Consider the following 13,139-nt stretch of genomic DNA (forward strand, 5'->3'; position numbering starts at 1 on the left):
AACAAATGCCGGAACTGCCGGAAATGGAAAATTACCGAAGACTACTTTCGGAGTATATAATAAACCAGCCGATCACTCATGTGGTTGTCAACCGAGAAAAGTCAATCAATGTACCAGCAGACCAGTTCATAAATGAGCTGACTGGACTGCGTGCTATTTTTGTGGAAAGACGTGGAAAGTATCTCGTTTTTCATATGAATAACGGTCGCAGACTCCTGCTGCATCTCATGCTGGGCGGAATGTTGTACTATGGAACAGAGGAAGGCCGTCTGAGCCGGAATACTCAGGTGGAAATTACTTTTGGACAGAATACATTATACTTTATCGGTCTTCGTCTTGGATATCTCCATCTGCTGTCCGCCAAGGAAGTAGAAGAAATCCTAAAGCCGCTTGGGCCGGAATTGTTTGACCGGAGAATGAGCAAGGAGCGTTTTGTGGAGCTGCTCAAAGGGCGGCGCGGTGCGATGAAAAGCCTGCTTGTCAATCAGCATGTCATCGCGGGCATTGGCAACTGCTATGCGGATGAGATCGCTTTTGAAGCCGGATTGCTTCCTTCCGTCAAGATACAGGATCTTTCAGAAGAGGCGATAGGCAGATTATATGACGCGATGCTGAAGGTTTTACCTGATGCGCTGGAGCATGGAGGTTACATGGAGGCTCCCTTTATGGAGGGAGATACTCGGACCGGTGGATATGATGACATGTGCAAAGTTTACGACCGTGAAGGGGAAGGCTGCGTTCGCTGCGGCGGGGTTGTGAACAGAATTGAATTGACAGGACGCAAAGCATTCTTTTGTCCGTCCTGCCAGCATGAACAATAAACGATTGATCGGTTGTCATGTCAGCACCCGCGGAGGCTTTGGGAGAGCAGCCAAGCGGGCATGGGATATGGGAGCCAGAGCATTTCAATACTTTCCTAAAAATCCGCGCAGTCTGGCATGGAAGGATCTAGATGCCATCGCTGCGGCGGATTGCTTTCGTTTTTGCCGGGAAAAAGGGATGCCAAGCATAGCTCATACACCTTACCCGGTGAATATTGCAGCTGGAGATACACGGGGGGATGAACTGTACCAAGTTACTGTGGCATCCCTGAAAAATGATCTGATCATTGCCGAGGCCTGCGGATCTGTAGGAATTGTCGTACATTTTGGCCATCTGAAAAGCAATGACCCGTTACAAGGCTATAAAAATATAATACAATGTTTAAATGAAACGCTGGCTGATTGGCAGGGCAATGCAAAAATACTGCTTGAAAATCAAGCGGGTCAACCAGGATCGATGGGAATTACGCTTGAAGAGCTGGTTAATGTCCGCAATTTGGCTAACGAGCCGAAAAAAATTGCGTTTTGTCTGGATACCTGCCATGCTTATGCTTCGGCCACATGGATTCCCGGAGAAACCGATCGTTTGATGGAGCGTGGACGTGAGCTTGGATACTGGGAAGAGCTTGCAGCCTTACATTTGAACGATTCAAGATATCCGTCCGGTTCTGGGAAAGATCGTCATGCCCGGATCGGTGAAGGTTATATCGGGACAGAGGCAATTGTTGAACTTATCTCATTTCCAGAGTTTAAACGCAAGCCTCTTATTTTGGAAACGGAACCTGGTAAGGATGGAACGCATAGGGATGAGATTGAGTACTTATACCGTTGCATAGAAGAGGAATGAAGAAATAGAGCTTATACGAGCAATGGGAAGAACGGGAGAAAGGGGGAGCGGCTGTGATTCATTTGTATCTGGATGATTACCGGCGTTGTCCGCAAGGATTTGCTCTAGCCAGAAATGCACAGGAATGTCTTTTGATGCTGGAAGAATGTAAGGTTGATATTTTGTCACTGGATTTCGACCTTGGCCCCGGTGAGCCTACCGGAAAAGAGGTTGTACGGGGGATGATTGCCAGGCAGCTGTTCCCTCGGGAAATATATCTGCATACATCCAGCATGTGGGGGAAAAGAGAGATGTACGAGCTTCTCTATCAGTCCGTTCCTGAGCAAGTGAAGCTGCATAACGGTCCGATGCCTTCGGAGGTGCTGGATCGTATTGCTGAGGGGGTGCGGAAATGAGGGAATTGGACGAAAAGCAGCTGCTTGAAGAGTTGTGGAGCAAGGGCAAGCCTTTGGCTGTCTTCCTGCACACCCCTTTTTGTGGAACCTGCAAGGTGGCACGCAGAATGCTTGAAGTTACGGAGCACCTGCTTCCGGAAGGCATCCTTGCAGAAGCGGATGTGAATATGCTGCCTAAGGTAGTGGAGCAGTACAGGATCTCGAGTGTTCCTGCCCTGCTTATCGCAGACCCAAAACGCACCGGTAAACCTGAAATTATATATTCCATGGGATCGGTAGAGGACTTGTTAGCTCAAATAAGGGGAGTGCTTTCATGATTTCGATGCGGGATGTGTCATTGAGAAGAGAAGAGAATCAAATTTTGGATCATATATCCCTGGAAATCAAAAAGGGAGAAAATTGGGTTATCTTAGGACGCAATGGTTCCGGCAAAACGACGATTCTGGAAATGCTCACAGGATATCTTTTTCCAAGTGAAGGCCGTATTGAGGTGCTGGGAAATATATATGGGGAATGTGATGTCCGTGAAGTCCGTAAGGAGATTGGCTATATCAGCCCCAATCTACTGGAAAAGCTGAACCTGAGTGATCCGGTGTGGGAGGTCGTTGCCACAGGTGCATATGCGTTTTTACGCTTTTACCAGGAGATTCCAAGCGAGGTTAAAGAAAGAGCCCTGAAGATTCTGGATGAAATGAATCTGGGTAAGCTCTCATATCATCCGCTGGGTACACTGTCTCAAGGTGAACGAAAAAAGGTGATGCTTGCGCGAAGCCTGATGAGTGAGCCCAAGCTTCTGATTTTGGACGAGCCCTGTGCGGGTCTTGATTTGTATGAGCGCGAAAAGATGCTTGCTGAGGTTGAGCGGCTTGGGGAGCGGGACATCACCGTGGTCTACGTGACTCACCATGTGGAAGAGATTATGCCGTTGTTTACACATACGGCCCTGATCCGCGACGGGAAAATAGCGGGTGCCGGTCCGAAACAAGAAATTTTGAACAATGAAATGATAAAACAAACCTACGATATTCCGGCCCGGATCGAATGGGACGGCGGCCGGCCTTGGATTAAAGTGGTTTCTGGAGGGTAATCCGTTTTGGATGATAAACAGTTAATAAATGAAGAGATGAATATTGAAACATCCCGGTTCATATGCACGGCCAACCATGGCTTTGCACCTTATGCACAGGAAGAGCTGCGCCGGAAGTTCGGCAAGCTCAAAAGTAAAACCTTGATATCGGGTGAAGTTTTCCTGGCCACCTTCTTTGAGGATGCGGACAGAGCTGTGGACATGATCGTCACCAATCCTCCGATTTTCCTGCGCCATATCCAGCCGGTTCAGCTCGAGCTGAATGCAGGTACTGAAGAGTCATACTCGCAAATGGTTCAATACTTGAACCGTCAAGATAAGCTGCATGGCACAAAACTGTCAGTGCAAGTACGTAAAGCCGATGACAGCGTACGGGAAGAAAGTGCGGGACAGCTCCGTGATAAGCTTCAGGAGATGCTCGCCGAATTGAACGCCGAATTTGTTGTTCGCGATGCGGAGTGGGTCATTTCTGTGTTTGCAGCCGAAGATATGTTGTATATTGGCGTGTCGGAACCCGTGAATAATCTGTCTGACTGGAGCGGTGGCGCCATCCGGTTTCAGCGTGAAGACGGCCAAATATCACGTGCCAAGTTCAAGCTTCTGGAGGCAGAACAAAGCTTTGGGATTGATTTTGCTGCCTTTGATAAGGGCATTGACATCGGCGCGGCGCCTGGAGGCTGGACTTCGTTTTTGCTGGAACGAGGGCTGCGTGTGACCGCGGTTGACCCTGCCTTTATGCATGAGTCGCTGCAAGACCATCCGGCATTAAGAATTTTCAAGAAAAATGCTTCCGAAGTGCGTTTCCGTGACAGTGAATTTGATCTGCTTGTTTGTGATATGAGCTGGAGTCCAAAACAGATGGTTAAGCTGGTAACGGAGCTGCTGCCGAGTCTAAGACCAGGTGGCACGGCGGTAGTTACGGTTAAGCTGATGCATAAAAAGCCAATGGCGCTCATTGATGATGTTATTTCTTCATTTGAAGATGCCAATATGCAGATCCAACGGGCAAAACAGCTGTTTCATAACCGTGACGAAATCACTTTGTATATGATTAAATATTAATGTCGTAAATTATTTTTTTAGCGATTTTAGAGTGATGCTATTAAAATAGTGCTTTACACAGATATTACCATTGCTCTATAATGATACCAAATTAACCAGATGATAAATAAAGGGAAAGCATCCCGGTGCATGGCTTTACGGATAACCGTAATAGTCATCTCCAGGAGTGCTTTCCTTTTTTTTGTCTTGAAAGTGAGGGGACGAGAATGGATCATCCTTCCAAACTGCTTATCGGACTGACGATTGGGGGGAGATATGAGATTGTCCGGAAGATTGGAGAAGGCGGCATGAGCCATGTGTATCTTGCAGAGGATTTGAAGCTGCCTGGCAAGTTGTGGGCTGTTAAGGAAAGTGTCGTTGATCCACAACATTACTGCAGCATAAGGGATGAAGCGAAGCTTCTAATTTCTCTTAGTCATGTCAGACTTCCAAGGATTGTAGATTTTTTTCCTCCTGACAATGATGGATATTCGTATCTGGTAATGGATTATATTCAGGGAATTACGCTTGAGAAGTATTTTAGCGGGTATAGAGGCAAGGTTCCTGTAGATTCCATCCTTCAACTGGCGGATCAGCTGCTGGAGGTGCTGGGTTACTTACATACACATGATCCGGTTATTATTTTCAGAGATTTGAAGCCGTCAAATATTATGCTTACGGAACAGCTGGAGCTAAGACTCATTGATTTTGGGATTGCCCGAAATTACAAACATGAGCAGACGCAGGACACGGTTAAATTGGGGACGATCGGCTTCGCGGCACCAGAGCAATATGGTTCCGGACAGAGTGATGCAAGGTCTGATTTGTATGGCCTGGGTGCTCTGCTGCTTTATCTGTCCACTGCAGGAGCATATAGTGAGTGGTCGGATAGGGCTGAGAAATATATTCGTCCCGATCTACCGCGCAGGCTGATTCCGGTGATACGCAAGCTTCTACAGTTAGCTCCAGATAACCGCTATGCGTCGGCAAATGAAGTTCGTAAGGAATTGGCTTCGGCAGTAAGACAGAAGTCAGTACCGGAAGCGAGACGGGGAAAAGATATCGCCGGAAGAACCAGTACACAGGTGATCGCAGTGATGGGAGCGAGCGGTGGCACGGGTACAACGCATACTGCCATTGCGATTAGTCATTTCCTGGCACGGTGTCACAGCAAGGTCGCACTTGTTGAAATGAATGTAAGATCTCCGGCCTTTCGGAGAATTCAGCATATTGTGAATGGGGATGGCGGGGGCAGCCGCAAGTTTGAAGTGCAGGGGGTGGATTACTGGAGGCAGACGGCAAGAGCTGATGTCATCACCCTGTTATCTGGGAGCTACAACTATGTAGTGATCGATTTGGGAACTTACCGGGAGAAAGAGCGTTTGGAAGAGTTTCTTAGGGCAGATATTCCCATAATTATTTCTTCGGGTGCGGAATGGCGTCAGCAGGATGTGATGGATATGGTCCACAGCCTGTCGAGATACCCACAGCAGAAGTGGATGTATTTTCTGCCGCTTGCCCAAACGGATGCTGTCCAAAGGCTGCGCAAGCAGTTAAACACATCTCAGGTATTTTCACTTCCGCTTCAAATGGATCCTTTTGATCAAAGTGAGGAAATGGATCGAGCGTTAAACCGTATTTTTCAAGGCGTATTGTCAGGGGTCGAGCGTAGAAGAAGATTCAGGTTCGGACTCAGCTGATTCGTGTGAGAGAGGAGAATGAAAAGGTACATGTCCAAGCTGAGACAGCGAACAAAACAATTGCTTTATGCCGGATTGGCGGGTGCCGCTGTAATGGGTGTCGTATTTGCAGGCTATGCCGTGATCAGCAGTATGCAGCATCATACCAGGGAAAACAGCATCAAGCACGATTATGAGCAGCAGATTACGAGGCTGGAGCAGGCGCAGTTGGATGAGGAAAAAAAGATGGCTTCCAGTTGGGTACTCGCTCGAGATGTTCAAGCTGGCGACGTCATTTCAGTGAAGGATCTTGTGCAGGTTAAGCTGCCTCAGGGAGCGGCTCCGGTCAATCTAGTTCAAAGCAGTGAGGCAAGTGGAATGAAGATCGCCAAGATTGATTTGAAAAAAGGTACTGCATTAACAGTTGCAATGATTTATGAACAGGAGCCTTTGCTGGCGGATCTCAGGAACAGAGAATTACAGGCGATAGCCCTGCCTTCCAATTTGCATGAGCATGATGTTGTAGATGTGCGAGTCCAGTTTCCTACAGGACAGGACTACATCGTTTTATCCAAGAAGAAAATTGATAAGCTGGTCAATCCGGCAATGTGGATTACGATGACGGAGCAGGAAATTCTGTCATTATCCAGCGCTATGGTTGACGCTTACCTGCATGATGCCAAGCTGTATGCTGTTACTTATGTTGAACCGGAAATGCAGGATAAAGCTATACCGACGTATCCAGTCAATAAAGAGGTGCTGAAGCTGATTGACAGTGATCCGAATATTGTAAAGAAAGCGGAACAAAAGCTGTCTGAAGCTGTACGTGTCTCCCTTGAAAAAGACTTAACTGCAGTATCAGGCTCCGGAAAGACAAACCAGGGATTTGCAGATTCAGAGTTTGCACCAACGTATCAAAGCGGAGGGGTAAACTCGGGTCATAACTCGGAGTCCACCATTTCCGGATTTACTTTTGAAGATTTAAAACAAGAAGGCGGATCGACAGTTACTAGTAATGAAACAGAAAATAAGACTGAAATGGCCAATCCGGGACCTGCTACTTCTGAAAAGGATACTTTTTCCTGGGGGGAGTCTCAGGACAACAAGCTGCTTGAAAAAAGTATGAACGAAAATCAGACCGAGCGAGAGGTGCCCTCTACTCAGCCATGACCAGGATGTAAACATCATCGATCCAAAGCAATAGTGGAAAGGAGCAGGATAGGGTTTGAACACATGGATTTTTGCCGGCTTATGTGACAAGAGTGAGACCTTAATGTATGTATGCAAAATACTGGTCTCCAGCAATTACAGTGTGCTGTTGGTGGATGCGACGGATAAAAGAAAATATCCATTTTATATCGGGCAGCTCGATGAGCAGCTGTTAATTACGGAATTTGCAGGATTTGATGTTGCATGCGGATTTGATGATGTGGTCAGCCTTAACGCTTATTTGCAGATCACAGGCAGCAGCTTGGAGAACTATGATTATGTCATCTATGATCTGGAGCTTCCGGATTTTTGTCCACCGAGAGTATGGAGAGAGGCTTCTGCGTTAGTTTGGGTTACTGACTATGAGATATGGACGTTGGAAAAGGGAAGCATGTGGCTGCAGGAAGCTGTTAAACGCAACTTTGCTGAAGGTACGGAGCCAGAAATGTTTAAATTGATCGTCCGAGCCGTGGATGAGTGGTACGCTACATCCTACCTCGACGGGTATTTTAATCACCTGCCGGTATGTTGGAAAGAGGAGCCGATTGTTATTCCATGGAATGAGCTTGATCTGTCACTAAAGCTGCGGAATGAGCACACAAAAAGGGTCCAGATGAAGCCGTTAACCAGGGGATTTAAGAAAAATCTGTGCCAGCTAGTTCAAATGATTACCGAATGGGATCAAAAACAGATCAATCGCGCACTGCGGGTTGCGGAGAGGAGAAAAGCATGAGCAAAGTCGTCTTTTGGAGTCCCCTACAGGGAGGCAGCGGAAATTCCGCACATGCATCTGCGGCTGCCATAAGTATAGGGATGGAATATCGATTGAAGCTGCTTTTAGCACATGGAGGCATGGCGAAGGATAGGGTAGAAGGAGCTTTTCAAACGGGAGCGTATGCATTGGATCATTCTTTGATTTCCTTTCAGGATCATGGTATGGACGCACTTGAGAGACTTTGCCTGAACCGCAGATTAACCCGTGACAATATACGGGATTACACACTGCCACTACTTCCTGAAAGACTGGACTTGGTCCAAGGAAATGCAAAACCGGAAGGAACGATGCCCGGATACCGGAAGGAGCTGCTCCAGTCCATATGTGCTGTTGCAAACCAGAGTTATGATCTTGTTTTGGCAGACGCGGGCTGCGGTATTCCGAAGGATGGAAGCGGTGACCAAGCGCTGCTGGAAACAGCCGATTTAATCGTAGTTAGTCTGAATCAGTGTATTGAAGGTTTGGATTTATTTTTTAAGGATGGAGGCCGCCCGCCAGTGATTAACGAAAAACCGTATATTTTGGTGTTGGGCCGGTACGATAAGTACTCTCATTGTACACTGAATAACGTGAAAAGAAGATTTGGCTACAAAGGAACGATTCATGGGATTCCATACACGACGGATTTCTTGGATGCATGGAATATGCGAAGTGTCCTGCCGTTCTTACAGCGCAGCCGTAATCTGAACAACCGTCAGCCTTCGGCAGCATTTCTGGAGAGTATCCGGTCATTGAACAAGGATATTTTAACTCAGCTGGATATGACCTCCGTACTAAAGCTGGTGGAAAGGGGGGCATAAATGATCTCCGGAACGATCATGAACATACTGCTGATCGCGGTAATTGTTCTTTTCGCAGGTCTGCTCGTTTATGTGAAATGGTTGGATTATCGTCGCCCTGCCTTGAACGCAAATATCTCAGCTGGACAATATTCGATAGAGAAAATGACAGAGTTCGTGAAGGAGACGCTGCATGAGCTGACACACAGCCAACTAACCGATCTGGGTCTTCATGAGGAAGAGTATAAGAGGAGGCTGAATAAGCGGAGTGAGCTTCGCAAGGCATTAAAGGCGTGTATCTCCGGTGATTTGCATGAGAAGCAGTATGTTAAACAGTTCATGGGGGATCTGCTTGTCAGGAGTTTTGGTTTAACGGAGGAACATATAAATGAAGTCATTCCATTTGAAGATATGGGACACTTAACATCACAGGATCAGTTTGAAATTATTTTCTACTTATACCAGAAGCAATATGGACAGGAAGCATTGTCGCAGCTATTTGAAAATTATGGATTAGCAGATCCTCGCATCATTGACGGTTATGGGGAACAGCCAGTATACGCAGTGACTGCTGAGGATATTGAGCGGATTTTCATGTCGGAGTTAGACTGTGGAAGCTTAACTTTTACCGAAAAGTTGGATATTGTCGTGCAGCGGATTTATCAGCAATATAAAGGTTTTTCAGTAGTAGACGATTTGCGGGATCAGCGCATCGATGGAATCAGCGGAGGTGTTAATGGCATTTTAACAGATGATGGAATACCGGATACATATGGAAATCACAAATATTCACTGCCCTTATTGTACGAGGATGAACATCACAAGCCTTTTACTGCATCCGAGAGCGTTTGGGTTTTTTATAAAGGGAAATCGGTACATATGGCTTTTCTATCTTTCGGTTCGGAGCTGGAGCTGAAGCGAGTCTGTCAAAACATTTATAAGTACAACCATCCCGGGCAGCTGTCTGAATCCAATGGTTATAAAGTCAATGAAATGAAAGACGGCTCACGTGTCGTCGTTGTCCGACCTCCGTTTGCTGAATCCTGGGCTTTTTTTGTACGCAAGTTTGATATTCCGAATGCCTCTCTCCAGCAGCTGGTGACCGGGGAGAACGCCGAGCTTCCGATTGAACTGCTTAGCTATCTGATGAAAGGAAGCCGGATTACAGCCATAACCGGTGCACAGGGTTCGGGTAAAACAACGCTGCTCATGGCCATGGTAGAGCATATCGACCCCACATTTACTTTACGTGTCCAGGAAATGGCCTTTGAGCTCCATTTGCGTAAAATTTACAGCCGGAGAAACATTCTGTCTTTTCGTGAAACAGAACGGATATCGGGCCAAGAGGGATTGGATTTGCAAAAGAAAACGGACGGAACGGTCAATATTCTGGGTGAAGTGGCGAGTGACGAGGTCGCTGCATGGATGATTCAAATGTCTCAGGTAGCCAGCTTGTTTACTATATTCACCCACCATGCCAAGACATTTCGTGACCTCGTCTATTCGCTGCGGAATTCACTGCTGAAGACTGGTGTGTTCCACAATGAGTTTATCGCTGAGGAACAGGTCATACAGGTCATAAACTTTGATATTCATATGAAAAGGGATGTGGATGGCAGACGGTACATTGAAAGGATCACAGAGTGTATACCCATCGGGAATGATCCCATTTTAGAGAGGAAGATGCATGGGGAGGGCACAATCGAGCAATTGTTGGGCGAACTCCTGGAGCTTCAATACGAATCAAGGCAGAAAGCGGAGCGATATGTTTCACGTAATATTGTGGAGTATCGGGATGGGAAATATGTCGCAGTTGAACCGATTTCCGGCGGGAATGCCTTTGAAATGGCAGAACAGATGGGGATCGATGACGCGAATAGGTTTCATGAGTTTTTGAATCATCATTGGAGCGGTCCATATGAATATTAAAGCGGTCCTGCTCGTTGTATTGATGTCATCACTTATTCTTTTCGGAGCATCTTTTGCTTTTCTGTCCTGGATCAAGATCAGACAAAAGCATACCGCTCAAATGCAATTCCATGGGAAGACGCTGTTCAAAAATGTCAGTTTGATGGAGCGCTGGAATCACTTTTTACAAAGATCTTACATGACCATGTCAAAAATTCCTGGGCTGTCTTCTTACATACAGAGGATCAGAAAAAGAATATCGGGTGTTCATGCATACGATGAATTCAGATTGAGACGTGAGACGACCAAGATCACTTTGGGTATTTTAGGCATTTTAGGAGTATCTGTTCTGATTCTTTTCACGCTTAATCCAAGCGTAAGCTTTCTCCTGATGGTCCTGCTTACAGCAGTTATCATCAACAGCCTACTGATCGATATGTACGTCAACCGTATGGAGAAAAAACTGTTGGTGCAGATGATTGACTTGTTCTCTGAAGTGAGGCACAGATATCAGCAGCATGAAATGATTGATGAAGCATTATATGAAGCAGCTGAATCTGCTGGTTATGAGGCGTCGGTTCATACACGAAAAATATACGAAGCTTTAAATGCGAAAGATCCATCTGAAGAGCTTGAGAAATTCTATGAGACGGCACCTAATCGCTTTCTGAAGGCCTTTGCGGGTATTTCTTTTATGATTATGGAGTTTGGTGACAAGGTCAAAGAGCAGGGCTCGATCTATCTGCAGGGGCTAAGCGGTCTGACCAAGGAAATTCAATTGGAGATTTTGCGCCGGGATAAGCTGGATTATCTTTTGAAGGGTTTGAACGTCATAGCGCTTGCTCCCGTATTTTTTACGAAGCCGATTGAGCGGTGGGCCCGCAGCAGTTTTCCGGCTATGGATGAGTTCTATACAAGCAAGTTGGGGTATATCACGAAAATTATAATCTTTATCGTCATTATTTTGTCCTTTGTTTTGCTCCAGCGGTTACAACAGGACAATGAGACAACATATCGCTGGAGTGATAAGAAAAAAAACTGGGAGCAGTTTCTTTCTTCCTTTTCGGTTATAAGGCTCATAGCTTCATTTATAGCTCCAAAGCCGGCGACCCCGGCATATGCCCAAATGATACGTTTGCTCAAGGAGAGCAGTACACATATGAGATATGAATGGTTCTATATCCGTAGAATTATGTTTTTTATTTTGTCCTTTGCGGTGACCATGACGATTATGATGATTTTGCATCAAACAGCCAAAAGCCACATCCTGTATGCTCCTGTAGACGGGAACACCTTTTTCGGACAAGTATCCAGCGATCAAAGAGAGGCGGGTCATCAACTTAGTGATCAGGATCTGATGGTGATGAAGGAGGTTGGTATGTCATCTTCCGCAAGTTATGACGAGATCGCCAAAAGGATCAATGGGAGACAAAATGCCAACCCCAATAAGGATACGCTTGTCAATTCAACGAATCGAATCCTGTCCAAATTGAAGGCGTACAATCAGGAATATCTGAAGTGGTGGGAGATTCTAACTGCTCTTTTGATAGGGTGGGCAGGATATCAGTTTCCGCTATGGCTTCTCTATTTTCAGCGGAAAATTCGCTATATGGATATGAGACATGAGGTCTATCAATTCCAGACGGTGATCTCGATGCTCCGGGAGATGGAAAGGATTTCGGTGGAAGAAATACTGGAATGGATGAACCGATTTGCGATTATTTTTAAAGTGCCAATCCAGAGATGCGTGCTCCATTACGATCATGGTGCGGAAATGGCGCTAACTCAGCTGAAGGAACAGGTTAGGTTGATAGAATTCCAAAGAATTGTGGACAAGCTGCTTCTCTGTGTTGAGAAAATTCCCATTGCCCAGGCTTTTGACGATCTTGAGAATGAGATGTCCTTTTACTTCGAACAGCGCAAACAGGAATACGAGAAAATGATTGATACGAAGGCAGGTTTGGGCAAAATGCTTGGCTTTACACCTATGTATGCGCTCATTTTTATGTATCTGGTTGTACCGCTTATTGTCATAAGCTTCATGCAGATGAATGTGTACTATGAACAAATTCAAAAAATATAAGGAGTTGCTGTCCAATGAATAATGCTTCAAGCGCGTTGAAGGTGGCCGCTGGCATATTTCTGACCATCGCATTGATTACCATTGTTGTAATTCTTTTTATTTCAGCCCAAGAGGCTACCAAGACAGCGCAAAATAACTTTTCGGATATTCAAACCGAGCTGTCTCAGGCTTCATTTACAGTATATGACGGCACAAGCATCAGCGGATCACAGGTGACAAATGCTTTGCGTAAATTTTATGACAAGGATCAATTCGGCATACTCGTCAAAACAGGTAAGAACAAAGGAGGACAATGGTACGGAAACACTTTGTTCATCGACGATGTCGTAACGGACGACAGATTTGGTTCAGTCGATGATAATAAGAAAAAAACAGGAGATTTAAGAAATACAACGCTCGAATCCAGCAATGAATACGTAAACCCGAGCGGTAAGTTTAAAGCCAGCATCATAAAAGACAAATCCAACGTAGTTCGTGGACTTATTTTTGTACAATAGCATCAAGAGAGGAAGGGG

13 protein-coding genes are annotated in these 13,139 nt (G+C 45.9%); all 13 read left to right on the forward strand.

Annotated features, from left to right (window positions below; genetic code table 11):
* Nucleotides 1–5: 5 nt before the first annotated feature.
* The 13 genes from KJS65_RS05095 to KJS65_RS05155 all read left to right on the forward strand — a co-directional run bounded on the left by KJS65_RS05095 (nt 6) and on the right by KJS65_RS05155 (nt 13,121).
* A complete protein-coding gene (locus KJS65_RS05095) occupies nt 6–821 on the forward strand; it encodes an Fpg/Nei family DNA glycosylase (protein WP_213648852.1) in 816 nt (271 codons plus the stop codon).
* Nucleotides 811–1,668, forward strand: coding sequence for a deoxyribonuclease IV (locus KJS65_RS05100; protein ID WP_213648853.1), 858 nt, complete (start codon nt 811–813; stop codon nt 1,666–1,668). Before KJS65_RS05095 ends, KJS65_RS05100 begins: the two co-directional genes overlap by 11 nt.
* A gap of 53 nt (nt 1,669–1,721) precedes the next feature.
* Nucleotides 1,722–2,063 carry a cyclic-phosphate processing receiver domain-containing protein gene (locus tag KJS65_RS05105; RefSeq protein ID WP_213648854.1) on the forward strand — a complete coding sequence of 114 codons (342 nt, stop codon included), beginning with the start codon at nt 1,722–1,724 and terminating at the stop codon, nt 2,061–2,063.
* The gene (locus KJS65_RS05110; protein WP_213648855.1) at nt 2,060–2,380 is read left to right on the forward strand and encodes a thioredoxin family protein; all 321 of its coding nucleotides are present in this window, start codon (nt 2,060–2,062) and stop codon (nt 2,378–2,380) included. Before KJS65_RS05105 ends, KJS65_RS05110 begins: the two co-directional genes overlap by 4 nt.
* Complete coding sequence (locus tag KJS65_RS05115) at nt 2,377–3,150, forward strand: ABC transporter ATP-binding protein (protein WP_213648856.1); 774 nt, start codon at nt 2,377–2,379, stop codon at nt 3,148–3,150. The genes KJS65_RS05110 and KJS65_RS05115 overlap by 4 nt, the downstream gene beginning before the upstream one ends.
* A gap of 36 nt (nt 3,151–3,186) precedes the next feature.
* Nucleotides 3,187–4,212 carry a 23S rRNA (cytidine(2498)-2'-O)-methyltransferase RlmM gene (locus KJS65_RS05120; protein ID WP_213650645.1) on the forward strand — a complete coding sequence of 342 codons (1,026 nt, stop codon included), beginning with the start codon at nt 3,187–3,189 and terminating at the stop codon, nt 4,210–4,212.
* A gap of 206 nt (nt 4,213–4,418) precedes the next feature.
* Nucleotides 4,419–5,891, forward strand: coding sequence for a protein kinase domain-containing protein (locus KJS65_RS05125; RefSeq protein ID WP_213648857.1), 1,473 nt, complete (start codon nt 4,419–4,421; stop codon nt 5,889–5,891).
* Nucleotides 5,892–5,921: 30 nt separating this feature from the next.
* Nucleotides 5,922–7,040 (forward strand): SAF domain-containing protein, encoded by a 1,119-nt coding sequence (locus tag KJS65_RS05130; RefSeq protein WP_213648858.1) that lies wholly within the window; start codon nt 5,922–5,924, stop codon nt 7,038–7,040.
* A 55-nt stretch (nt 7,041–7,095) separates the two neighbouring features.
* Nucleotides 7,096–7,812 carry a hypothetical protein gene (locus KJS65_RS05135; protein WP_213648859.1) on the forward strand — a complete coding sequence of 239 codons (717 nt, stop codon included), beginning with the start codon at nt 7,096–7,098 and terminating at the stop codon, nt 7,810–7,812.
* Nucleotides 7,809–8,654, forward strand: a complete 846-nt coding sequence (locus tag KJS65_RS05140) for a hypothetical protein (protein WP_213648860.1) — start codon at nt 7,809–7,811, stop codon at nt 8,652–8,654. The genes KJS65_RS05135 and KJS65_RS05140 overlap by 4 nt, the downstream gene beginning before the upstream one ends.
* Nucleotides 8,655–10,562 carry a P-loop NTPase family protein gene (locus KJS65_RS05145; RefSeq protein ID WP_213648861.1) on the forward strand — a complete coding sequence of 636 codons (1,908 nt, stop codon included), beginning with the start codon at nt 8,655–8,657 and terminating at the stop codon, nt 10,560–10,562. It begins immediately after the preceding gene.
* The gene (locus KJS65_RS05150; RefSeq protein WP_213648862.1) at nt 10,552–12,624 is read left to right on the forward strand and encodes a hypothetical protein; all 2,073 of its coding nucleotides are present in this window, start codon (nt 10,552–10,554) and stop codon (nt 12,622–12,624) included. Before KJS65_RS05145 ends, KJS65_RS05150 begins: the two co-directional genes overlap by 11 nt.
* A gap of 14 nt (nt 12,625–12,638) precedes the next feature.
* The gene (locus KJS65_RS05155; RefSeq protein WP_213648863.1) at nt 12,639–13,121 is read left to right on the forward strand and encodes an ABC transporter permease; all 483 of its coding nucleotides are present in this window, start codon (nt 12,639–12,641) and stop codon (nt 13,119–13,121) included.
* Nucleotides 13,122–13,139: the final 18 nt, after the last annotated feature.

It is taken from the genome of Paenibacillus sp. J23TS9, assembly GCF_018403225.1.
Classification (GTDB): Bacteria; Bacillota; Bacilli; order Paenibacillales; family Paenibacillaceae; genus Paenibacillus_AQ.

Coding starts and splice junctions, on each gene's coding strand:
- KJS65_RS05095 (WP_213648852.1), top strand. CDS start 6: ATGCCGGAACTGCCGGAAATGGAAAATTACCGAAGACTACTTTCGGAG.
- KJS65_RS05100 (WP_213648853.1), top strand. CDS start 811: ATGAACAATAAACGATTGATCGGTTGTCATGTCAGCACCCGCGGAGGC.
- KJS65_RS05110 (WP_213648855.1), top strand. CDS start 2,060: ATGAGGGAATTGGACGAAAAGCAGCTGCTTGAAGAGTTGTGGAGCAAG.
- KJS65_RS05115 (WP_213648856.1), top strand. CDS start 2,377: ATGATTTCGATGCGGGATGTGTCATTGAGAAGAGAAGAGAATCAAATT.
- KJS65_RS05120 (WP_213650645.1), top strand. CDS start 3,187: ATGAATATTGAAACATCCCGGTTCATATGCACGGCCAACCATGGCTTT.
- KJS65_RS05125 (WP_213648857.1), top strand. CDS start 4,419: ATGGATCATCCTTCCAAACTGCTTATCGGACTGACGATTGGGGGGAGA.
- KJS65_RS05130 (WP_213648858.1), top strand. CDS start 5,922: ATGTCCAAGCTGAGACAGCGAACAAAACAATTGCTTTATGCCGGATTG.
- KJS65_RS05140 (WP_213648860.1), top strand. CDS start 7,809: ATGAGCAAAGTCGTCTTTTGGAGTCCCCTACAGGGAGGCAGCGGAAAT.
- KJS65_RS05145 (WP_213648861.1), top strand. CDS start 8,655: ATGATCTCCGGAACGATCATGAACATACTGCTGATCGCGGTAATTGTT.
- KJS65_RS05150 (WP_213648862.1), top strand. CDS start 10,552: ATGAATATTAAAGCGGTCCTGCTCGTTGTATTGATGTCATCACTTATT.
- KJS65_RS05155 (WP_213648863.1), top strand. CDS start 12,639: ATGAATAATGCTTCAAGCGCGTTGAAGGTGGCCGCTGGCATATTTCTG.